The sequence below is a fragment of the Pedobacter superstes genome (assembly GCF_037622515.1).
In the GTDB taxonomy this organism is placed as follows: domain Bacteria; phylum Bacteroidota; class Bacteroidia; order Sphingobacteriales; family Sphingobacteriaceae; genus Paradesertivirga; species Paradesertivirga superstes.
In genome coordinates, this window is sequence record NZ_JBBJCN010000001.1 from 1,155,066 (window position 1) to 1,179,707 (window position 24,642).

A 24,642-nucleotide genomic window follows, 5' to 3' on the forward strand; every position below is an offset into this window, starting at 1 on the left:
ATAGCGATGCAGAAGGGAAATCGATCCCCTAATTCGGTACAGGTCCCGGACTTTCTTTCTCCAGTTGCTTCTCGCTAACATCCGATGATTCTCTTTCATTCATTTTGGCTTTTGTATCGGCAAACGTAAACCGCTGCGGCAGGCAAGGCCGATCCCTATGGGTTTGGGCTAAAAAATCTTCACACCTTCGCTTTGCTTCCGGATAGTATTTTCGTAGCCTCAACGTCTTGCCTCGCCAAGCCCGCGCTCATTTTTTTTGCCTCTACCAAAAGCCAAAAGAGACGTGTGCCGAATTAGTTTAGTCATCCGTTGTTTGCACATGAACAGTGTTTAAAGCCCACTGACGAAAAGCAAAGGTTAATCATTCGTCGTCACGAAAATTATAACGCCTGTCATATGCAGCACTGCGCCTCGCATAGTCGATCCGCTGGTTCAGAAAGTCTAAGTGACCTAAGAAATTGCGTTTGGGTTCAAGAGTCTGGATGAGTTCTTTAAGACGTGTGTAAATTGCACTGTCCCTTTCCCCCGCTATGAAATCACCGCTATGTAATACCACACCTGAAGCCGTCCAATTAATCTTTTTGAAATCGTCCAAGGCAGGGTTTAGGCGTAGAAATTGCAACGCTAGATTGTCCTTCTGAGCCGATAGTTTATCATTGATGATTTTAAAACAGAACTTCATTTTTTCGCTGTTTTTAAAGTTTTTATCAATGTAGAGGGTGAAAAAATCTAGTTTGCGATTGTCAAAATCGGTAACGCCAGAAATTTGGTCAAAGAGATCTTCTATCGTGCTTTCTATACGCCAATGCGTATTACGTTTTTTAAAAAGATAGTCGACCGCCTTAGTGATTAACCTTAGAAAATTTTCTTGTTTCCAAAGTGAGCCGAGATGCCGTTGTTCCTGACGCCGGAATTTTTTGTCCTTAACAATCGAGGAAAGATACGTTTCAAAAAAGAACCGATCTTGTTTTAAGAGGAATATGAACTGCTTACATTCAAAGTCGAACATATCATGCGCGAAATCTTGGTACAGGTAAATTTCCCGAATTAACTTTGGTTCGTGCTTGAGAAGTTCGTAATGTGATATCAGAAAATCGTTCCTATCCAAAATAAAAGTACAAGCACCTAATTTAGAGCGAGTCAGCAGCGCGTTCAGGTGTTCGGGAAGGAAATTGCCGTTAAACCTCCTGAAATGTTGTTCATTCTTGAACTCTAGGTAAAGGCGGCCTTCAAGGTTAAGCAATATTGAAGAATAGCGGGCGTAATGTTTTTCGGTGATCAGTTCACGGGGAAGGATATCATATAAAGCCAATAATAGTACCTGGCGATAACTTACGTGCGAGTGTTCGATGAGTTGCTCCAGCGGGACGATTAATGCTGGATCAAAGTTTATAATGTTTTTGAACAGGCTCTCATAGCGGGTGGTTCGGACAAAACGTTCGTTTTGGACCGCCTGGGCCAAAAAAACAATAAACTCATTTGGGCTTGTTTCGAAAAAGTGGATAAAAAGAATATTGGTTGAAGATGCAATGTTATAAAAATCCCAATTGTCCGCATCCATACATTCCAGTAGAAACTCGAAAACACTGAGGAACTCCCCCGAAGTATGAAAAGGAAAAGTTGTTAGTAATTCCTTGTGTTTCAATTTGTCCAACCGCTTTTCAATCTTGTCCCAATCTCTACCCTCAAGTTCATATTCGTATCGTTCTTTATTACGAAGCATATTCCAATCCAACGCAGCGAACCACTTATATTTCCAATGATCTGTACATTGCTTTCCGAGTTTTAGCAACTCTTCTCCTATTAGTTTTCTACGTTTCATCTTATCACTAAAGCGCTGGATAAGCAGCAGGTGATCAAGCTGATCCGAATTCAGACAGTTGCTCAGGATAGAAACGGTATGTGGCTCGTCGAATAGAGCTATCTCCTGATTGAAATCCATCCAATAGCCGTCTAACACTGAACGTAAAACATGGACTGAAATCTTTGGATATAGAGGAAAATATATTTCCAATCTCTTCCAATAAAACGTTCGGATCTCCTTGATCTCCTCGGTAAGAACGATATCCACTTTGCCAAAGCGAATCTTGTTTTTTCCTGCAAAGCTGTTTGCCTGGAAATGTGTTTTCAAGAAATGTGGACATAATCGAAAAAACAGGTAATCTAAATGAATTTTTCCAGCCTGTAGCTCCTTTTGGAACAATTGATTGAATTGTGCTTCTCTGTATTGCCAATAGCCAGGATCGGGGTGACTAAAAGATAGTGATCCTTGTATGAGCCGAGCGGCCCGTTCGGCAAGCTCCGGCCGTTTTTCAAGCAGAAAGAACAATAATTCAGTTGCTGTGTCGAAATATGGGCTGACTGCTTCCTGAATTGTCCAAAGAAGATCAAAAAGATCGTCCTTTTCATCCTTGTTCAACACTTGGTCGCCTTGCATCAAAAGCTGTTTTTCCGAGTGTGCATATCCAATCTTATCCTGTAAGGCCAGCGATCGTTCTGGCAAAGGAACAATCTGTTGGTTTAGGTAGTGCAGTGCTTCTTCTGGTAAATAAAACCAAAACGTCTCTAAAAATTCGCGCCTATCCGCCTCCTTTGACCACGAAGCGTGGTATCTCTGGGTAACGAATGGCTTAATCAGGTTTTCCAGATTTTCATAACCGAAGGTATTTACCGCCTCTATCGCGGTATAACGAACGCGGCTTTTGTGCGAGGGAAAGAAATGATCCAGAACGATTCGGTAGTCCAGCACGCAATCAACTAAAAAACACTTAAAAAACAAGTAGGCTGCCAAAATCTGATCGTTGATTTTAACAATTGAGCGATCGGTGTATAGGTTGACGATTTCCTGTTTATCCAATTCATGAACGCATTGCCAAAATTCGTTGTCGGTTACACCGAACTTTGATAGGAGTGCAGAAGTTTCAGTATCCTCTCTGTCAATCAGTTTAAAGAATGAGAGGATTCCGAGAACACGTAAATTATCTAGCTGGAATAGAGTTTTATGCTCGATTTGGAAACGCTGAAAATATCTTTCATAGATATCAGATAAGTTATCCAACTCGCGTAAGGTTGCATCTTTTGCGGCGATAGCTGTCATAATAGCAAGCCTAGGATTACCATGTGCGACATCCAATATTCTACGGATAAATGCATGATGCCGGATGTCAAACGGGGGGGCTTGGATAATCTCTTTCAACTGGTCATCATTCAGCCCGGGAATGGTAATCTGGTTGTGGCCAATCTCCTTCAGTAACGGCAGTATCTCGGGTAGAGCATAATCTCGCACCGTCAGGATAATTTTCAGTGTTGAACGGCTTTCTTGGCAGAATGTCAATGCTTCCCGTAAGTGTGCAATGCTTTTGTTAGCATCATCAATATATAGCAGGTAGTCAGTGTCTTTTTGAATGAGTTTCCGAAGGTCACTAATCACTGGCAGATCTTTGTTACGGATGCAATAGCCTATTCGGCTGCCTCCTGCACCAAAGCGCTTAACAGCTTCGACAGCTATACGGCTTTTTCCTGTGCCCGCTTTGCCGCTCAAAACGGTGATTTGGCAGGTATTCAGTGATTGTTCAGTTCGTTCTAGTTCGCTTTCACGGTGAATAATTGGATTAGATAACGGCGTAGCCACACCGCCCTTTTCGTACTCACGTATAAATTCATCTAGTGGCAAGACTTGGTAGGTGTCTAATTCTATACCTAAATACTCTTTAGCCAAATAGGGATGGAAGCGGTAAATGCTGTGCGAAAGAGTGCTCAAATTAATGAGTTTGAGAGTTACCCGATGCTTACGTGCAAGCTCATACAGGGCTGGTTCTACTGACGGATCGGGGTTACTATTATAGCTGAGAATAATATGATCTACCTTTTGTAGAGGAATATGCGTCCTCTTTGAATCGAAACAGGCCTCGAGGTCTTCTCGCAACTTTTTCAGGAAATCACTTCGCTTCTTCGCATCCTGGGTAGTGTATTGAATGAAAATATAGTCACCGTTGGAAAGCTGAATACGGGTGTCAGGGGTACCGCCCCTAGACTTTTGCTTTCCCTCCGCTTGACCGATGGGATTGATCGAATCGAACTGCTCACCATGTTCATAAAAAAGATAATGATCAACCAGGCGATGGAACGCATCGTCGTTCATTGCTTTTATTTTGCTTTCGATTAATTCAATTGTCATAGGCTCACCTTCGGCGGTGTAATTTCGTCAGATTAAGCAAATTGCGCAACTGAAGTTGTTCACATTACCATATCACCGACAACTGCATTAGATGCAGCTTCTTATAACAATTAAACTTTACCCAAAGCATCGCTAGATAGTATGACTGAAGAAATACTGTCCAATAAATCTGACTTTCTTCATCTTTTCGATTGTTTCATGGAGAAACACTTCGTCCTTACAGGCGACTGTCTTATAAGCATAATTAACTAAATCGGAATTGATCTTAAACACCAACTCATCATCATTCTCATTAATTGTAACGATCCTTGTAGGCCTTTTGCCAATCGCTTCAGAACGTCCTAAAACAAACATCTTATCCGATACTGGGATGCCAAATTGCATAACCTTGCCAGTATCGAAATTTTGCCTCACAAGAAATGCAGTAGTATCAGGTAAAATAAAATGATCGGTCGATTTAATAACTACTATGGAAAATGTGATGGGATCCATGCTTTGCAATAACATGCTGGCTACATCGATGTAGCCCTTTAAGTTTTTATATATCACATCCGGATGCTCTAACTCATCCGGGACATGAGCACCTCGAATTTTAGCATCATTTGCAAGACTATTTAATGCATCGTCGAGGCCAGACTTGTAAAATGGATTGCGATATTCTCCCACCAAAGCCATTAAACCGAGAAAATTTAAATCTTCATAGGCTTTCTGAATTATCGATGGGGCATCTATAAAATCTATGACGACATTTAAATGCTTGGAAAAATTCTCTTCAAACATAACCCGGAGCTCTAGTTCCATCGATGTACGATCAATTGCAGTGTCCCACAATCTGTTATTTAGTTTTTTACAGCTGAAGATTTTTGAAATTCCCGGTCGCGTGTAGAAATTTCGGAGATTCTTGTCGTACAAATAAATCTTATTTGTATATGAATTGAAAAACTCCTTCAAATGACATTTTGAAACATAATGGTGATTCACTGGTTCGTGCTGTGCCATACTCTCGATTACTAGCTAATTGGGGTATCGTTCGCGATGAGCCAGTTTCTTGATATGCCTAAAATAGTGTCTAGGTTTTCCCCTGTATTTTCAATGATTTTACCTTCTTTAACATAGCTATATATCAACCCAAGTTGATTGAAATCGAATATATTTTCTGAGAATGGGTGTTCAAAAAGCCAATATTTGGCAGATGGTAAAGTATGCGGGAATACTTTCGATAGAAAAATTCCGCTTAAGTTTTTTAGCCTCGGGCCCTTCTCTCCTAAGAAAGCCCCGTTACGAGACCTTACCCATTTTTCATCTCGGTTATTAGGGTCTTCTGACCAAGACCACGCTAGATCTCCCCAAACCGCCTTCTGTACATCAAACTGACCAGAAACTTTATAGTCAATCAAATTTAGACAGATGATAAATGGCTTATCTAGTTCTCCATAGCGCTTGGCCTTAAGATCAATCGAGTCTTTAATAGAGTTACCGCTGCCTCCCCAAAAACTTTCAGAGGGGTACATCCCTATGGGCCTTACTAATTCATCAGTTTCAATAGGCACTACAGTGGGCATAGGCTTTACAACAACTCTGAGATCTTCGTTTTCGAAGGTTATTATAGGGATACCGTCAAATCCTAAGGTAGTTAGATCCTGGGTGATCTTTTCTGGGTCAAGCTTTTTCACCTCTGATTCGATATACTTTACCGCTGCCTTTGTATTTGGCTGTTTTTGCGTCTTTATCACAAATGAATCGACGTTTAGCAGGAAGTTGCTTAGTTTGATTTTACTAAACCCGTCATAAAACTCACCGATTTTTCTGTCCAGAGCCTCTTCTGTGGCAGATTTGTTCTTGACAATTTTGGCCTCTACATAGAACTCTAATTCGCCTTTTTTCACTAGGAAGTCGGGACGTTTTGGGGAATTGGGTAATTTAGGATGAACCGTTATGCTGAATTCTAGGCTTTTAAATAATTGAAAGATAAACAATTCATAAAAACTATCATCGAACTTATCTTTAAAGCCACTTTTGAATTCCTTCTTTTCATTTTCAGGATAGTCGTCGAACCAATGATTTAGCTTATCTCTGACGATGCCGATATCTATTCGGGCACTGCGCTGATAATAGTCATATGTCTTTTCATTATGCTTGGAAGAACCTAAGAATGTACGTTCTATATCGTCAAATAATTTCATTTCGCTATTCTGGTATTGAGTTGCGTCTTTGTATCGCCTGTATTTTCTCACTCCGTTTAGCGAGAGCCGATGAAGTAACATGGTCGTAAACCCACTTTTGTTTTTCGGTCAGAGAATCGTATCCCGAGGTTATGACCTGTTGAGCGACCCATAAGCAGGTGTTCCTTCTTCCAGTGAGCCCTCATCAATGAGGTCTTGTATAGCTTCATGAAGTTCGAAATCAATGTGGTCATTAAATCCCATAATCTTTTATTTATAGATTAAATATAGCAATAAAATAAATACATGAATGCTTGATGCCTAGCGCATTTCATTCATCATCTTACCATTACGGTTGTTCGACTTTTCTGGTAAATTGCTTAGAGAATTAAACTAAAGTCCGGATGAATTATTCAATAGTAATTAGCATCGCCAGTGCGGTTAAATGACATTAATTTATTAATTAAAACGTCCTCATCAATGAAATCGATTGACCTTGTTTGCCCCAATGTTTTGGAAAGCCCCTGCTTTTGCAAAATCTAGCATCAGCGAGTATGCTTTATCTTGACTTGGTGTTGGGAATAGGAAGTCGAAGTCAACAACTGTAGCATAATTTTCTGGCTTTAGACGAAATACACAAACAACCATTTCCGCTAATCGATTTTGATGTTCGTTATGTCCCCCTAAAAAAAATTTAGCATGCTGCCTCTCCGGCCTTAATGCAGTTATTCCAAGATCAACCAATTCTTCACAGGTATGCATTGACGCTTTAATCGTATCCGTGACAGCTTGACAAACAAATATTACCGGCCATTTTTCAGGATCAATATCCCAATCTGAAGAGGTTAATTTATTATACCAGGCAAAACTAGAATCATCATAATGATACTTATTCGTAGCAAACCAGGTAGCCACATCTAAACTGGTAGTAATATCTAGACCGTGGCTGGGTATACCATAATGCTGAGCTAAAGCAGTGAGTGCGTGGTCTAATTCTAATAGTGGGCTTTTCTCTTTTTCTTTCCATATCTCATAAGAGTTCGGCCATTTGTAAATTGGATTGAACTCAATTGATTCATTAATAAAGTACTTTAAAGCAAAATGCAGCTTGTCGTAATCAAATCTAAGGCGACTGGCAGCCGTTGGTAACGAGGGTTCTTTGCTACAAGATTCAGCAAACAACAGTTTCTTCACATTTTCGTGTCGCTCCACTGTATACATTGCTGTTTGTCCTCTAAAAAATATTTCATTTTGGTCGTAAATTGGAATCTCTTTTATTAACGACTCCATTTCCCTGATTGAGCCAACATCGATGATTGGGGCACAAAAATGTTTGCATCTTATTAGTTGTTTTACTCCGAGCTTTTTATAAAAGCTGTCATAATGATCACGTAATACGTTACGAGTTCCTAATAATCCTTGGTTAGCAATTTTTCTAGCAAAAAACGGTGTTCTATAATGTTTGTCGATTACTATTCCAGATAGTCTATCCTCCTCATGAATATCTGTCATAGAACGCCCTACCTCCGTCAGTCTTGGAAAATTAACGACATTCCATTCATCTATTTGAAGAGATCCGAATATAAAATATTGCGACGCCTGAGCTTGCATAAGCGGAGCTAGAAGACTGGCAGGAACGCCAATAATGCCGCTATTAGACAATTCTTTGGCTGAAACAGCATCATAACCTATCTGAAGAAGATACTTTTCATTAATAGCGTTTTCGCGTATTTGGGGGCTTGTTGCATAATGGCAAAAATATTGCATATTACTTGCACCACCTATCCAAGCCCCCAATGATGCTGCCGCAAAATGGAAAGCAGTCGGTGCCATGCGGGGGTATTCTGAGAAAACATCCGGTTTGACGCCAGATTTGTTCAATTCATCCACCCTTAGAATTAAGGCCTCATTAAAAAATAAAACCACATTAATGAATTGACCAAATATCATGTTATATGCAACTGGCCAATATGTAGCCTCCTCCCATCTCAGTTTTTCGTTTGATGCAACAGCAAAGGCAGGGTGAATTGCTTCAATCAATCCTTTTAATTCACCACTGCTGCTTACCTTATCTCGGAAATGAGGTGACATACTTAAAACTGTCAGAATTTCCTGTCCTGGTTCAATTTGATGAATTATTCCCCGGAGAGAGTTTATTAAGTATTTTTTTTTATCAGTCGGAACATTCAGAGCAATATCGATATATGAGTTTGGGATTTCTCCCTTCTTCATCTCAATTATATCCGCTAGGTTTTTTGTATCGATTGATAGAAACGGAAATTTCAAATCTTGAAATACCTTAAGAAATGTATCTTCTGATGAATGCATTAAATGATGCTTAGCATTACAAGTTATAAATAAAGACAAAATGTACCTAGACTTTCTTCAAAATCGACTAGGGACCAACGATAGCTAGTGCTTATTCTTTCCTGCGTCTGCCTAGTGATTTGCTATCTCAGGTAATCCGAGCATTGCGCCGAATAAAAATTTCGATTCCGCTATTTTTTGCGCACGCACTTCGACATGCGGCCAAGTAATTCCTCTTTGCACTTTATCCAAGATATCCTGACTGACCTTACCATCTTTATAGGCAAGCAGAACCACATCGGGGCGGATTTCGTTTCCAATCCAAATTAACTGTTTGATCTGTTTTTGATCAAAATCTGAGAAATTCATTTTTGCTTCTCCAACAATGAACTTGCCATCCTGAATAGCGACAATATCCAAGTCGGTTTTCTGGAAATCATCGTGGCTGACATAGATATCAAGGCTAGGCGAATACCCAAAAGCCGTAGTCATTTGATCACAGAAGGGGTCTCGCAGATGATCTAGAATTTTTAACACTACGTAATTGCCACCATAGGCTTTTTTTCGCTTCACCGGATCACTCATCAGATTGTTCAAAACCGTGTCATTAACTTTATAATAGAAGGTGCTTTCTGGTGGTGGTGAAATCCCGAAGGAACATCCCCTGCAAGTCATTCGGTGGCTGAGTTCCTTCAAAGAATACCACAGATTGGATCCGCAATTATAGCATTTGACCTTCAGACCGATGAAGATTGCCTCTACTTCAACAAAGCGGCTAACTGCATAAAGTATCGACTCCACATCTTTTTGGTAGAACTGACAGATAAAGGCATTCTTGTCCTGGACAACATATCCTTCTTCCTTATCTTCCCCTTTTAAACCAATTTCCTTGCTATAAAAATTATAAATACACTTCAGTTCATGCTGAAGGTCCTTGTATGAAAACAAACCATCTCCTTTATCAAGTTTGCCATACAAATTTGGTGTTATTGAATTAGTGATAGCGGTGTTTGGAGACTGATCATCCAACTGCCAAGCCTGTTTTATTTTTTGATATCTTCCAGTTCCGGTAAAAATCTCGAGCCAGAATTTATCCAGCACATAACGCTGAACAAACCACCAATCGTCACTAAATAGTTTCATGAAAGCAGATAAATATAGTCCGGCGCCACTCAATTTACATTGTAATAATCCAATGGGACGCTCTATGTTTCCTGCTACATCTCGAATCTGCACTCTCCTAAGGAGAACCTCTGCTACTGGGGGCAACCGTAAGTCTATTCCTCGTATAATGCTGTCTACGTGAAAGGTTAGCGCATTATATTTATTAACACGTGCCGGTATGTCACTAACGTTTCTTCGTAAAAGACTATAATATGGGAACCGGAATTCACTTAGGTCTGAGGAACCAGAATTGTTAATCCGGATATCTAGTTCAAATTGGCCGTGTAAGCGAATATGATCTCCAATGGGATATTCAGGAACAAAAATAAATCCCTCATTCCCTTGTAAAAGTGTTTTAATCCACGCCTGGTGAATACTTTGATCAACCTGAAAATATTTTTCAGGAAACTGCGCGTTGTCCAGTATTTTAAAACTGACACGAAAATTTTTCGGGTCGCTTTTAGACGTGATTGTCAAAAGCTCACCTGCAGTTAAGCTTCTGGAAGTTACGTATATATTGTTTTGCCCAGCATTGTGGGAAAGCACCTGATGGAAAAAGGGATCATTAGCCAATAATTCGAATTCAGCATTGGAAACAGCTATTTGTCTAAGTTTCATTGAGGGACTTTGATATAACCTCCGATTCCAGTAGTAAATAAGGTCATCAAAGCACTGGTCCTCATCATAGATAATAAGCTCGAATTGCTCCGCCTGCCATCTTTCCGGCCGCAAAATTTCGTTTCCTAAATAACACTCGCATAACAAGTTCTGCATAAATCCCGACTGAGACCACATTAGGGAAAGTGCCTTGTCAATGTTATCTGAGTAAATTCCGACCTTGCCTATTTCCTGCAGATACCCATCATCTTCAACATACAATTCACGTACACCAAAGTTCATTGATAGGAAATTTTTTAAAATATGATCAGGACAGTTAATAAAATATGGCAGGCTAACTTGACGTCGCTCGGCTAATTGATATTTGAAAAAGTGATCGATAAAGGCAAAAGGATTTACACCCGATAGGTTCAGAATTCCATTTTCAGGAATAACTGAATATGTTCTAGGATAAACTTTTAATCCGCATTTTTCGAGTTCCCTAGGATTCAACGATTTGCTGTGATATATTATATCTGGGTCGATCTGCTCTAACAAATCCATCCATTCTTTCTCGATCAAATTTCCACTTACAGGCACAATCGGATTATATGTCCCACCCCAGATCTTATAATTATCGCATATGATCTTTTTAATTTGAACAGTAGGAGTACTTTTATCTATTAAAAAAGCAATCCTTGTATTTCGAGTCTTGCTGAAAATATAAGTCTTAAGTTCGTCCATCTTTCCTTGAATTCAAGGGTTAAATTAATCAAAACTTTCAGCATTGTTAATTTGGCTAATGAGGGATGATAATCCAGCTGATTATATTATCTCTTGAATATTTCTTTCAGATACAAAGTAAGTTGAATTAGTTACGGAAAATTTCAGCTTGGACAAGTTGGTTTCGCAGCGGTATCGGATGTAAAAAACGCCCTATCGTTCAAAGAGCATATCTACATTGAAATCGCTAGTGAAGAACTCTTTATATACTTTGATGTGAGTTGAAGGAATACCATAATCGTAAATAAATCGCTCAACTATTGTGTCTGGCGTGGGGTTTAGAATCACTACTTTGGGGAAACTGTGACGTTTTACGAAAGCTTTTTTGAATAACAAATCGGTCTGTTTGTCTGTAATCGGAAAAGAATAACCGATGATGAAGATTGTGTCTGCCTGTGATAGACTTTCTTCAGATTTCTTCCATAACGAATTATACAACGTGCCGAAGTAGCTGTAATCCTTATGCTTAACAGGTGGAATAATTAATGGCATGGAGTCTAAACCCTTGTCTACTGAAGTTGGTTCCGGCATAGTTTCCGGTGTTAGGGTAATTCGTGTAAGCAGATAACCCTCCGGTAACGGCTTTCCATCGACTGGTAGATTGGGTGGATAATAACCATAGGAATAATCAGAATAGCCGCTCATATAGCGCCCTTTGTAACAAGCATAAGGCTCTACATTCGACTCATAAACATACAACTCATTTATATCAGTATTTTGAATCGAATTCATCTTGCCATCTTCAGCAATAATGTAGCTCGTGAGCCAATTTGTCGAGCCATGCAGTTTAAGTAATAGCGGTGCAGTGCTTTCTTGGTCAGTGCTTTTGTTCCATTCATTTCGAAAAATAAGTTTGGGTTTGACAAAATATCCGGATTCCGGCGTCCAATCTGTGCTCTCTCTTAAAGCGCGATCCATCAAAGTATCCCAATTAAATGTAATGACCACATCATTCACTTTCAAATTGCTGCATAAATTAAGGTGGGCATTTGATACGGGGCCATTTTGAATCTCATTAATAACCGAAGCAAATAAGAATGACAGTTGTGTATAGGCCGAAATAATCACGACATCGTCAGGCTCAGCATCCCCGGATCTCGACAAGGCATCAATCAGTTTTTCTTGAATTTCACTGTGCAGGACTTCAATATCTCCATTGAAATCCGGGAAATTTTCAAATTCGATGCTATGAAAAGTCTTTAAATAATTAAGTATCATTCCAATAAGAACCCACGGGTTTTTCGAGATTTCCAGATGACGAAACGTTTTAAAGAAATCGTTTGCTATCGGCATTCGTTGTCTAGTAACGGAAGCGTCATAGCTTTTCGAGGCGCCTGCGCCGAGTATAAGTACATTCATGAGCTAGGATATTCTTTACTACTCCGTTCAAATCTATCGGGAGCCACCAATATACCCAATCGTTTCTGATCCTCTTTGGTTTGTCTTTCTAGTTCCTCATTCCATCCGCTGCAATCGAAGTATAAAAGATCTTCCGAAAAGTTTTCAGGTTCAACACCGGATTCCATCGCTACACCTATAACATGCTTGGCCTCAGGGTACATCAACCGGACAATATAACAAGTTATCTCCAGATAATTTCCTCTTACTGAACGTACTCAACATAACTGGCATCAAAAAGGTTTTACACGTCAAATACAAAATAGAAGGATTAGATAATGTTGTTGGAATGCAGTTATTATGATAATGGAGTTGTTTAAACTGTTGGAAAATCACCAATTGAACTCGTTGAATTGTGTTGGACGAATTGATAGCGCAAATTGCTAGGGGAGCGCAAATCAGTAAAGCCACGTTCATCCTCAAAAACATTCTTTCACTCTCGCTTATATCCACAGTGATCGGCTTTTTTCTAAAGTCCCAAACCCAAGTTTAGAAATGCTTGAGATAATAGCAGTCATATGGCTATAGTCGGACCCTTTATGGAGTAAGAAACAATTGGAAGCTTTAATACTTCTACTAAATAAAACTTGAGCTTATTAAGATACCGGGTTCAAAAGACACAGTGTAGAATTGGCATTTAAAATGTTAAAAAACACCAGTTACCACTATCCTCTAAATATTGAAAAATCATGAAAGTAAATGTTAATCCGCGCTACGGCATGAGACAAAATTCAAGGTATTTTTTTCCACCTAGAAACTTAGATGATTTTTTTCTTTCAGTCAGTCTGACACTTTATTAAGAATTATTTATATTATAATATTAATCGAAATATCGGACATCCAACCTTGATAACAATCCCCAGAACACACTTTCTAAATCAAAATACCGGACATCTAATCGATAAAATCAAACTTCCGGACATTGGCATCGAAATACCGGACGACTATATCAAATTACCGGACATGTAAATCAAATTACTGGACATACTTATCAAAATACTGGACATGTAAATCAAAAAGTAGGACATCAATATCGAGTTACCGGACATGTGACCCTTCCTAAAAAAACTTGACAGATTTTGGGTTAAAAACTAGATTTTACTTACAGGATCTGTTAAAGCCGTTAAAAAGTTTCCGGAGCGAATTAGATTAGCAGCCAAGGCGGTAGATATGCTTTTATGAAATGCAGCATAATACGCATTTACAAGGACCTGTGCTTTTAAAGCAGTATCAAAATGGGAATTTGCAAGCCAGCTCTGAAATGGATCTTTATCTGTTACCAGTTGTTCATTGATGGCCTGCTTATTAAAAACACTATACAAGCCTTCCAATAAACGACAATAAAAACTATGCTCTTTAAGAAGCAATTGCTTATTGGAACTTTCAGGAAACCTTAAGTTGACTATATAGCCTTCTCTTCCTTCAGAATTCAGATAATCATACTTAAACGGAAACTTTCCGTCTTTTTGAATAAAATCTAGGAGACGTGACAGGTTTTGTTTTTTATGATAGGGTTTGGAATCATTTATATTAGCCAGGTAGCAAAGCCTGTCGAGGGGAACGGAGGTTTGACCAAACGACGTATTCACCGATAATAAGACATGATTTAATTTTGAAAGATAAAGCAATAATCGTTTACGGCCTTCTCCTCCCCTTCCCTTACCCACCAATTTATACGACTCAGCATTAACCGTATAATAGCGATATAAAAACCCGTTTAGAAGTTCATCAGACAAGCGGACATCATACACCTTTTGCTCTTTGGATTTCCGGTCGAAGTTTAGTTTTAGATCTTTTAATATTGGAAAGTTTTGCATCTGAATTACCTGCCCGTTCCCTTTCACTTCATACCTGGATGAGAAAATAATATTCTTCTCCAACATCGAATACAGGGCGAAATCCATCACCGTATTGAAAACATAGCCTTCAATTTCAGGAGCCTTTTTAACAGCTGATACAAAATCAGGATGAATAACTGCAAGTTCTTGCCGTCTTCTGCCTGTAGCTGTACAAAACTCTTGCAGGGTAAACCGGGTGTAGCCGAAAAGATCTGTTTTAAGTTTAGCAGAAATAAAGATGATGAAATCCTGCACTATCCCCGACTGGCTTCCGAAAGATCGCTCAATATCCTTGATATTATCAGCCACCGCACGGTCTATTCTGCTTATAAGTGGATTATTCATAAGAAGGTGGCATTTATAAGTAGCGGAGGAGGTAGATGGATCTGGATATAACTTCAACTTCCAAACGTTCTATCCGCCAGGCAGCGGAGTTATTTCCGTCTTTTCGGGGAGTAAGCAGTCCATTTTCGATCCAGTGCTCGATATTGGCACGTCCAAATTGCCGGCAGGCTTCTGACTTTTTTAGATAGGGCTTCAGCTTGCCTGTTTTTACTAATGCCCTTATAGCTCCTAATTCTGCAGCTTGTTCGATAATAAGCTGCAGAAGAAATGTAGAGATTTCAATATTCATTGGTATTCTTCTAATAGGTTAATCATTTCTGATATAAAACAAAAATGGAAACCCAGGCAGAAATCTATTAGGTGGAATAACGGTGCACCCTGGTATTTTTAAATCAGTGATCCCTCTACGTTTTTGAAATATTTTATAACTTATGCGACATAAATGGCGTAAAAAGCATCATGAAAATTTTTAATCAAATAAAAGACCTTATTGCATCTGTAGAACAGGATGCTGACAAATTTTACAACAGTGGAAATTCTGCTGCCGGAACCAGAGTTAGAAAAGCCATGCAGGAGATCAAAAACCTGGCATCGGAAGCAAGAAAAGAGGTGACTGAAATTAAGAATAAAGCAAAATAAGATTTTTGTCATCTTCTATAAGTTGAAATCCCAGGCCTGCACCTGGGATTTCTTTTTTTAAGCTAACTTTTCACCCCGATTTCATTGTCTATCCTTTCAAGAACAGATTCCTTCATTCGATCAATAAACTTGGTATAACTGCTCCGTTTTCTTTGTGATATTTCAGTCCAGCGCCGATGAGCCCTGCCAATGTTGACTTTAAATGCGTCTTCTAACCATTTGATTATTTCAGAAATACTCGCATTTCCGTTATTTAGTTGCCCGGTTAACCAGATTCCATAAGCAACCTCCACTAAGTTTATTGAATCACCAGTCCATTGTAAAGAGTTGACATTTCTTTCTTTCGCAGCAATGTTGAATCTATTGGGCGTTTGGAGCACCAATATTTCCTGGATAATCATAGCCTGCAATCTTTCATACGCTGCAAATTTAGCAAAGAGGTAATCAAGAGGTGTTGAAAATCCAGGATCATTGTCTTGTACTTCATGCATAAAATTTGTTGTGAGGCTTGTGCTTCTGAGAAAATATAAATGATCAAGTTCAACAAATCCGGAGCGATAATAATGATAATAAAACGAATTTAAATTAAAAAACCGTTCAAGATATTTTAACTCCGCCTGGTAATAGGTTATAACAGTTTCAGGAGTTCCCTTAGGCTTATTAAATTCTATCTGGTATTTTTCAAATTCAAATATCTTATCGGAATATAAAGCTGGTTTAATTTTTTTGAAAAAATAGATTTCTTCTGTCTGATCAGTAAAAGGTTGCTTTTTAATTCTATTATTAAGTTCCTTTAGATTCTTCTGTATAAGGTCTACTGAAGACTTTAATAGTTCAAGAGGGTCAGAAATCTCCGTGTTAATTTTGCTCAATTGGCTTTTTTGCTGCTCCAGCAGTTGATCATAGGATTGATTAAGCATGTTTCTATAGGTTTGATTAGTCTGCCTGGCCTGTTCACTGGCGACAACTTTCACTCAGCAGATGTGACAAAATTGCTCAGGCGAGAATGAAATATAAATACGTAAGTCCTATGAATTGCCTACGTAAATTGACGTATTTACTTTTTCGGATAATAAATCCAGCGAAGTGTTGAATTAAAATCCTATTAATTCACGTACGTGATTAGTAGTATGTGCATACGTAAAATGACGTATTCAGTGTCTTTTAGACTAACTACAACAGCACGTTTTCAACTTTCGTCAGAATCTCTACAACAATTACTTTGGCAAATCAATACGTATTTACTTTGCAACTCAATCGAGAAGATCAGACCTATTTCCCCTTTATTTTTTTCACTAGCTCCATTCTATTTCCAACTTCAGTCTTTTGAAAGATATTGTGAATATGTGTAGAGACCGTCCTGTCCGATATAAATAATTTCTCCGCTATTGATTTATTACTCATTCCATCGAGAATACAGTAAATTATCTCCGACTCCCTGTCGGTGAAACGATACTGTCTACAGGCGAGCTCAAAGCTTGGCGAATCCTTGAGTTGGACGTGCTTATCGTTAAAATCATTTTGCTTTAAACTAGAGACGGCAAAATTTGCAATTAATTTCTGCTGATTCTCTATTGTATCAAGAAGCGATTTGATTTTCATTTGTAACTCTTCATACGAAAAAGGCTTTTGAATCCAGTCGATAGCGCCTAATCTCAAACCTTTCAGCTTTTCCGGGTGAGTTGCCTTTGCTGTAAGAAATATAATGGGAATATGGTTGAAGGATTTAGTTTCAGATAAAATTCGGGCGAACTCAAAACCATCCATTTTATCCATCATAATATCCGAAACGATTAAATCGGGCTTTGAGCTTCCATTTTGCAAAAGCCTTAAAGCTTCAGCTCCGTTGAAAGCATAATAGACATTATAAAGAATGCATAATTTCTTATAGAGATAATGCAACATTGCCTTATTGTCTTCAACCAAAAGAATAGTAGGTCGGCCCTCCGAATGAGGCACTTCCAAAAATGATGGATTCTCAATATTGTATATAGACAGATCCGACTTTGGTGTTTCAGCAACGAATTCATCCTTATTCAAACGATGAGCATTTAGGGTAATGCTGATTGTTGTACCGCTTTTTTTGTCCGGGTTACTTTCAACTTTTATGGTCCCGTTTAAGCTGTCTGTTACCTTCTTTACAATTGGAAGGCCCAATCCCATACCCTGTAAATTTGTAGTTTCATGATTAATTTGAAAATAAGGCTCGAATACTTTTTTCTGCAAGTGTACTGGAATTCCTTTTCCCGAATCAGAAATTGTGAAAACAATCTTATCGCCAGCTGTCAAGAGTATCACTTTAATACTTCCTTCTTCACTGCTAAACTTGACTGAATTTTCGAGCAGATTATTTACGATCCTATTTATAGCATTCGGATCTGCTTTAATTAAGACATCGGACTCAATTTCTGCTTCACACTTTAACTTTTGTTTCTGGCAATAATGCTCGAACAACATCAAACTTTCCTGTAGAATGGTACTGAAATTACAAATCTGATCATGTTTGTAGACGCCAATTCCTTTATTAAACCTTTCAATATCAAACAAGCTAATTATATCTTTTGTCAGCTTATTCACGGCAGTTTTAATAATATTTAGTTCATGAACTGATCCATAAGTATTGATATACTCCTCCAGATAATTATTTACTAATGTGAGGGGCGTTTTAGTCTCGTGAACCAGATTTATAAAATTGGTACGTTGTTGTTCATTCAATTGCTCTAATTGGTGAGTCCTTTCCTTAACCTTTTCGGTAAGGTTTGCGTTCAATTCATTAATTTGTTCGTTGCTGATCTGTAATTGCTTTACAAGTTTCTCTGCTTGTTCCGCACGGGAGATTGCATTCCGCTGTTGCTGCATCATCGAATCAAAAAGCTTTATTCGCTGCAACTGGTCGCTTCTATTTGTTTTCGAAAAGAGCAATATTTGCTCCCAAAAGCCCCACAGGTTTTTCACCTCTGTTTTGTCGACGTAATTTATCCCGAACAGGTTATAAGGGGCATTAAAGAATTCCCCTTTTTCAACGACAATACCTGATTGGGGATTTATGGTATCATAGAAACTATAACTATCAAACAACGTTTCATCTACTCTATAAACAATTATGCCCTTTCTACTTTTAAGTGTTCCATCTAATTGATCCTGAGATAAAGTTTGAAGTTCTACCGGATCTGAATAATCATATATGTCCGTACTTTTAGGGAACTGGTATCCTGCCAATAACCGTCCCGTTAATCTAGAAAAGGCAGAAAAGTCACTATTTTTATTCTTTTTTCTTAACAGAACCCTGTGAGCGATCAATTTATTATTTACATAGATTGGAGCTTCTAGGCCCTCACCAACATTAACCTGCAATCCCAAATAGGCATAATCTTTCTTAAGTACATCAACAAGATTAAACTGATAGAAATATGGCTTGATTTCTCCAAATACACCTCTATTTTTTTTAGCAACTAATCCTGCAATGATTCCAAACACTAAAAATTCGTGATCAAGATGAATATCGTTGTGTAATGAGAAGTTGTTAACGTACTTAGTCTGAATCAATGTTTCGCTACCCCTTTCTCTGTTGAAGGTTCCTACAGGTCGCATAATCATGTCATAGTTCATCTTTCTGATTTCCAGATGCATTAACTCCAGACAGGAACGGATATTTACCAGGCTGAGCCTGAGATTTGCAGTATTGAGAACTGTATTATTTAAAAGATAGGTGTATTTACTAATATTGTATAAAGTTCTTGGATTGCGATTTCCAAGAAGCTCTCTAGCCTTTTCGCAACATAGGTTAAACGCACCAATATCTACCCAACGTGAACCATTTCTAAGGAAGGGCTTTGTATATATCTTATTATACTCTTCCAGGGCAGCATAGATCTCCTCATCCAGTCCATTGCTTTCTGCAGCTACAGAATCGCAAATATTAATGATGTTGATACTATTGGTCTGCCTGTTTCTTTTCAGCTTCCTAATGTATATGTCTTTGGTAATATCCAGCTCATCTTCATTAATATCATGAATATCCCTTACTATGGTAAAATCTTCTTCTTTGCTTATTCCAGCATCAGGTAACTTATAATCTTTATGGTTTTTATAGCTCTTTCTTATAAATTCAAGGATTTCTTCGTCGGTAATGATCATATAAAAGGATATTTTTCACAGAATGTTCAAACGGAGAGATCGTATAATTTAGATGTTCTATGGCTTTTGAGGAATTTAAAAAGGTATACCGGTTTCCAGTGAGATAATTATCACGTGTTAAAATGGATATGTTGAAAACGGGATTTAGGAAGTTATCATTGACCAGACTTAGTGCGCTTAGAAAAGGTTTTTTAACCAAACGGGTCCGTCTGTAATCCAATTCATTAAAACAATCAAAAACTGCTGAAAATGCAAGGTTATTCCCACCTAAGTTAAAGATATATTGAGAAGGACTTTTGATTAATAGGTCGATGGCAGATACGTAAGCCTTCGCCACTTCTTCTATCTGAGCAAAACTTGCCCCTCCCCTTAAATCGGCTATAAAACCCTTTTTATAGAAATTATATAAATTGGTTAATGTCGATATCAATGTACTTGGGCGCAGAATAACGTAAGGAATTTTAGATGCAATTATTAATTGATCTGCTTCAAATTTGGACTGTGCATAATTACCCCGATACACATTTTGTTCATCAAATTCCTCACTAAAACAAATAGGAACCACTGAACTGCCATAGGCAATTGCTGAACCAGTATGAATAAGTGGTTTATTGAATCGTTCGCAGCTGGTAATTAAATTCCGCACTCCTTGAACATTTACCGATTGCAGATTGCGAGCATCCTCTGCACGGTAAGAAACCATTCCACTACAATTTAAAATGATATCTGCCCATTGAATTGATGGATTAATATCATCAAATAATAAATCTCCGTGATATTTAATTAGATTTTGGTGCGCTGCTGTTCCATTTGCTTTTCGCACTAACAATCGAACCTCTAATGTGTCATTATGAGTTATTAATTCGTTTAAAACGCCTTTTCCTAATTTACCTGTTGAACCGATAAGAAGCACTTTCGTTTTTGAAGTCGTTTTACTTTCTATTTCATTAATCATAGGTTGAAATCTGTGTAGATGTCAGATATCGTTTAATGGTAGATTAAACAGGCGCAAAGAAAGTAAATTTCTTTAAAATAGGGAATAATAAATTTTAAGTCGCTAACTCGGAGAATTAAACACCGGAGAGATCTATTTAATCATCTTACACGAGATACAAAACAAAACATCAGACTTAAAACCTTAGTAAAAAAAAGGGCTATAAAAGCCCTTCATCTGCAAAGGATAAATAAGATTCTGAACTAATTATAATGTGATCCAGTACTGAGATATCTAACAAATCTCCTCCGGCTTTTATTTTTCTTGTAAGGCTAATATCAGCTTGACTCGGCTTTAAGTTACCCGATGGATGGTTGTGAGCGAGGATTACACTTGCTGCACAGGCTTTTAATGCTGTACCAAAAATCAGCTTCGAATCAGCTACTGTGCCTGCCATTCCACCTGAGGATACTTCATAAATACCTAGAACTCTATTTGCTCTATTTAATAAAAGAACTTTAAACTGTTCCAGTAATTCCAATTTATTAATATCCCAGCTTGCAGCGAGAATGTTAAAGCAGTCTTTAGAACTTGAAATGGTTGGTCTTTCGGATGCTTTAAATTTTGGCCGGTAAGACACGTTAATTTCTGATACTTGGAATATTGAAATCTGATTTTGAAGCTTTTCCATAATTAGCTGTTTTAAAGGTTAAAAAATTAATTATGGTGCTCCAAAGGCTCAGGGCAATCAAGGGCAAAAGGAAAAGGAATAAATAGACATGAGGGAATGCTTGCGGGTTTATGCCGGAAGCTTTTGCCCGCTACAGCAGCCCTTGGCCTAACTTTGTGCCGATAATTTTGAATGTTTTTTAATTTAGATAATCATGCCCTTCTTCCGTCTTGATGTAAGCAATATCACTTACTCATAATTGTCCGAGCGGCTGATTTCCCACTGTGATCAAATCAGGATACTTTTCAATCCAGTGTTTTAATAGGCAGTTTTTAAATAACTATGCTTGGGGTTTATTAATAGTTATTCTGCACCCAGGAACTCAAATATCACATTTCTGCGACCTTAATCTGCAATTCCTGTAATTCCTGTTTCATTAAATAATTGAGCTTTCGCGTACCTAAATGGCTCATTTTACTCGGAACCGCATCATGATATCTTTGACCATGTGATCGTGGAAAAACAAAATATACAATAAGTAATCTTTAAAAAAGACCATTTAAGGTATGAACAGAGCTGTTGTCTCCCTTAAATAAGGTTCAATCAATTGTACGTTTTCAAATTAGAAGCTGATTCACATCATTTCAATAAACCAATCATCCTTTTCATAGTCAATTAACAATTTATAACGTCACTCATAGTGTTAGCCTTAGTATAAAATACGAGCAGACTTTAGTATAAAAATATTAATATTACAAAATGGACCTGTTCAAGTTTCCCTTTTTGGCAGATGTTTGGGGCACATTTTCCGATATAGCAATCTTACTTGCTACAATTATAACCGCACGCTATTTATATCTTACCTTAAAATCACAAAAAGACGTTCAAAGGCTTCAAGTTACCGTAAATTCTCTGATACTCTGAAACCGGTTTTCAAATATGAAATAGTAACAAGGAGCGTGGCGTTAGTTAATAGTGAGTCGACAACAACTGCAGTTCTCTTAAGAATAATAAACATAAGCAAACATAAAGCTATGAAAGTAAGGGCTGGTTTCACTAAAGTTGAAAATTTAAGTGATTTTCACGGGAGTGAATTACCCCATTTATATCCTGGTACTCATCTAGCAATAGCGTTTACTGTTACTTCAAACCACAAGGATTTGCTCGACGAAAATAATGTGGTAAAAATACAAGTCACATATAGCGATACATTTAAAGCAACCTACCTTCAGAAAGTAGAATACATAGATGCACTTTTTGATTATCAAGGAGCCTTGAATTCACAAGACCCAATCTTATTAGACGAAACTGTAGTAGTATAAAAAATATTAAATCTTTTCTTTTTCGCGTTTTACCAGATTTACGAAGTCAGCCAGAAGTAACCTCTAAAGGTTTACCTCTTTGATGATTCATTTAAAGGAAGGTATTTTTAGAATTAGAAAATTCGGTGATTTGAGTCTACCGATCTTAACATAAGTGTCTTCTAAAACCGTCTTATTAATCTATGTTTCATTATCTTTATTGGAAACGTTTTTTTGCAAATCTTAAATGAAGATTGGATACGCCAGGGTTAGTACCCAAGACCAGAACTTAACGCTGCAAATTGACGCACTTAAAAGTGCAGGGTGCGAGCTCATTTTTGAAGAGAAGATTTCCGGAAAGTCTAAAGAACGACCTCAATTAGAAAAGATGATTCACAAGCTTCGAAAAGGGGATGTTGTAGTCGTATGGAAACTTGACCGACTTGGACGATCTCTTCGCGATCTTATTGATTTAGTCTCAGGGTTTAAAGATCAGGATGTAGAGTTTGTTAGTATACAGGATAGCATTAATACAGCTACAGCAACCGGCCGATTTACCTTTAATATTTTTGCATCCCTTGCAGAGTTCGAACGGGAAATAATCAGTGAGCGAACAAAAGCGGGTTTGACAGCAGCTCGATCCAGAGGACGAGCGGGCGGGCGACCAAAGGGGTTAAGCAAAGCATCGATGAGTAAGGCAAAAGCAGTTAAAATTCTCTACGACAAAAAAGAAAAGTCAGTGGATGAGATAGCGAAGGATTTAGGGATAAGCAGGGCGACGTGCTATAGGTATCTGGATCTTGCGAAATGAAGGAACCGCAAAAGTATTTAATGGGTGCATAACATCAAGATTTTTTTTAGGCAAGTATGACTAACTGCACGGCTTCTTAGTATTTACAAACCCTTAAATTTTGAAATATGAAACAGATAATATTTTTAATAATAGCCACATCCGTTGTTTTAAATATACAAGGATGTAAAAAGGATGATAAACCCAGTCAAATTGGTGCAGATATAATGACTGCAAAAATTGATGGAATCGAATGGAAAGCACAGCATTGTTGGAGTTGTGTAGAAGGGGGAAAAGGATTACGAACAGTTTATCTCCCTGAGGAAGGAAAATTTAATGTCTTAGGTCAAATGGTGAAAAACGATATTAATATTACCATGACAATAGACATGTCTGGGGTTAAGGACGTCGGAACGTATGAATTGGGAGCAAACACAGGCAGCCAAAATTACGCTAAAGTTTTTAACGATAAGTTAGATAGATTGTATTATACAACAAACCCAGCAAGTGGATCAGTAACCATAACTAAGTTAAGTATATCTGAAAAAATTATTTCTGGGACCTTTGAGTTGACAGCCTCAGATCTATCTTCAAATGGTATTAATGTAACACATGGAGTCTTTGATCTCAAATTTTGAAGACTTGTTTTCGTTTTTTAGAAATTGTGACTTTTTAAATTAATGTAAGCAGTCTCAATTCGGCGAAGACTTACTTGGACTCCTAATTTGTTTGACTCTTGAATAACCTAGAACTTAAAGAAACTTTTTTTATCTTAGGCTTAACATTGATATTAAAGCATGAGAGCATTTTCCTTGTTTTTAAGTTTGCTTCTAGTCATTACCTGTTTATCATTCGAACGCGCGGATGATCTTTTATCGGTTACAAATGCTGGATTCGAAGGGGTTAGAGATACAGTTCTTGCCCCGCCGGTAAATTGGAAGAAAAATGGTATGGATAGCATCGTCTGGGGAACTGATGAGGATAATAAGCATTCTGGAAAGCGATCATTAATAATTCGAACACCTCCTAACGCGACATCACCGCAATATTGTTCTTTTAACCAGCGGCTTCCAATTAGGGTTCTCAAGCCAACTCGCTTTGTCGTTACTGCTTATATCAAAACAGAACTTCAGGCTGGCAACATAGGGCTATGGGCACATGCAAGAAACAAGTGGGATCGTAAAACAGGTTTTGAGGAAGTGAAGGTTAATAAAGTACGTACCGGTTGGACTAAGTATTCTCTGTCAATCATCCTCGACAATGAAACCTCCGATCTTTACCTTGGTGGATATATAGACGGCCGTGGTACGGTATGGTACGACGACTTTGTCATTGAGCAAAGGGACGAGATTATAGCAAACTGAATTTAAAACTCAAGAACCCATTTTCTTGCACACTCC

18 protein-coding genes are annotated in these 24,642 nt (G+C 38.0%); 5 read left to right on the forward strand and 13 right to left on the reverse strand.

Annotation, left to right across the window (positions count from 1 at the left end; translation table 11 throughout):
* Positions 1-361 precede the first annotated feature (361 nt).
* From WG906_RS04795 to WG906_RS04835, 9 genes are all read right to left on the reverse strand, one after another.
* Positions 362-4,177, reverse strand: a complete 3,816-nt coding sequence (locus WG906_RS04795; RefSeq protein ID WP_339991386.1) for a hypothetical protein — start codon at positions 4,175-4,177, stop codon at positions 362-364.
* A 132-nt stretch (positions 4,178-4,309) separates the two neighbouring features.
* A complete protein-coding gene (locus WG906_RS04800; protein WP_339991387.1) occupies positions 4,310-5,176 on the reverse strand; it encodes a DUF4238 domain-containing protein in 867 nt (288 codons plus the stop codon).
* 11 nt (positions 5,177-5,187) lie between these two features.
* Positions 5,188-6,441, reverse strand: coding sequence for a hypothetical protein (locus tag WG906_RS04805; protein ID WP_339991388.1), 1,254 nt, complete (start codon positions 6,439-6,441; stop codon positions 5,188-5,190).
* A gap of 375 nt (positions 6,442-6,816) precedes the next feature.
* Positions 6,817-8,667, reverse strand: a complete 1,851-nt coding sequence (locus WG906_RS04810; protein ID WP_339991389.1) for an FRG domain-containing protein — start codon at positions 8,665-8,667, stop codon at positions 6,817-6,819.
* 111 nt (positions 8,668-8,778) lie between these two features.
* Complete coding sequence (locus WG906_RS04815; protein WP_339991390.1) at positions 8,779-10,989, reverse strand: hypothetical protein; 2,211 nt, start codon at positions 10,987-10,989, stop codon at positions 8,779-8,781.
* Between the two features lie 354 nt (positions 10,990-11,343).
* The gene (locus tag WG906_RS04820; protein ID WP_339991391.1) at positions 11,344-12,549 is read right to left on the reverse strand and encodes an SIR2 family protein; all 1,206 of its coding nucleotides are present in this window, start codon (positions 12,547-12,549) and stop codon (positions 11,344-11,346) included.
* The gene (locus tag WG906_RS04825; RefSeq protein ID WP_339991392.1) at positions 12,546-12,752 is read right to left on the reverse strand and encodes a hypothetical protein; all 207 of its coding nucleotides are present in this window, start codon (positions 12,750-12,752) and stop codon (positions 12,546-12,548) included. Before WG906_RS04825 ends, WG906_RS04820 begins: the two co-directional genes overlap by 4 nt.
* A 927-nt stretch (positions 12,753-13,679) precedes the next feature.
* Positions 13,680-14,771, reverse strand: a complete 1,092-nt coding sequence (locus WG906_RS04830) for a hypothetical protein (protein ID WP_339991393.1) — start codon at positions 14,769-14,771, stop codon at positions 13,680-13,682.
* A gap of 13 nt (positions 14,772-14,784) precedes the next feature.
* A complete protein-coding gene (locus WG906_RS04835) occupies positions 14,785-15,060 on the reverse strand; it encodes a hypothetical protein (protein ID WP_339991394.1) in 276 nt (91 codons plus the stop codon).
* A 170-nt stretch (positions 15,061-15,230) separates the two neighbouring features.
* On the opposite strand from WG906_RS04835, the gene WG906_RS04840 reads away from it, so the two are divergent.
* A complete protein-coding gene (locus WG906_RS04840) occupies positions 15,231-15,410 on the forward strand; it encodes a histone H1 (RefSeq protein ID WP_339991395.1) in 180 nt (59 codons plus the stop codon).
* Positions 15,411-15,472: 62 nt separating this feature from the next.
* Here the strand turns inward: WG906_RS04840 and WG906_RS04845 are convergent, their stop codons facing one another.
* The 4 genes from WG906_RS04845 to WG906_RS04860 all read right to left on the reverse strand — a co-directional run bounded on the left by WG906_RS04845 (position 15,473) and on the right by WG906_RS04860 (position 21,172).
* A complete protein-coding gene (locus tag WG906_RS04845; protein WP_339991396.1) occupies positions 15,473-16,384 on the reverse strand; it encodes an RteC domain-containing protein in 912 nt (303 codons plus the stop codon).
* 298 nt (positions 16,385-16,682) lie between these two features.
* On the reverse strand, positions 16,683-19,547 hold the full coding sequence (locus WG906_RS04850) for an ATP-binding response regulator (protein WP_339991397.1): 2,865 nt from the start codon (positions 19,545-19,547) through the stop codon (positions 16,683-16,685).
* Positions 19,519-20,502, reverse strand: coding sequence for an NAD-dependent epimerase/dehydratase family protein (locus tag WG906_RS04855; RefSeq protein ID WP_339991398.1), 984 nt, complete (start codon positions 20,500-20,502; stop codon positions 19,519-19,521). The genes WG906_RS04850 and WG906_RS04855 overlap by 29 nt, the downstream gene beginning before the upstream one ends.
* 199 nt (positions 20,503-20,701) lie before the next feature.
* Complete coding sequence (locus WG906_RS04860; RefSeq protein WP_339991399.1) at positions 20,702-21,172, reverse strand: JAB domain-containing protein; 471 nt, start codon at positions 21,170-21,172, stop codon at positions 20,702-20,704.
* Between the two features lie 1,013 nt (positions 21,173-22,185).
* Here WG906_RS04860 and WG906_RS04865 point away from each other — a divergent pair.
* The 4 genes from WG906_RS04865 to WG906_RS04880 all read left to right on the forward strand — a co-directional run bounded on the left by WG906_RS04865 (position 22,186) and on the right by WG906_RS04880 (position 24,606).
* Positions 22,186-22,473: a hypothetical protein gene (locus WG906_RS04865; RefSeq protein ID WP_339991400.1), complete on the forward strand. Its 288-nt coding sequence runs from the start codon at positions 22,186-22,188 to the stop codon at positions 22,471-22,473.
* A 226-nt stretch (positions 22,474-22,699) separates the two neighbouring features.
* Complete coding sequence (locus WG906_RS04870; RefSeq protein ID WP_339991401.1) at positions 22,700-23,263, forward strand: recombinase family protein; 564 nt, start codon at positions 22,700-22,702, stop codon at positions 23,261-23,263.
* A 107-nt stretch (positions 23,264-23,370) separates the two neighbouring features.
* Positions 23,371-23,880, forward strand: a complete 510-nt coding sequence (locus WG906_RS04875) for a Riean_0653 family protein (protein WP_339991402.1) — start codon at positions 23,371-23,373, stop codon at positions 23,878-23,880.
* Positions 23,881-24,066: 186 nt separating this feature from the next.
* Positions 24,067-24,606, forward strand: a complete 540-nt coding sequence (locus WG906_RS04880; RefSeq protein WP_339991403.1) for a hypothetical protein — start codon at positions 24,067-24,069, stop codon at positions 24,604-24,606.
* Positions 24,607-24,642 lie beyond the last annotated feature (36 nt).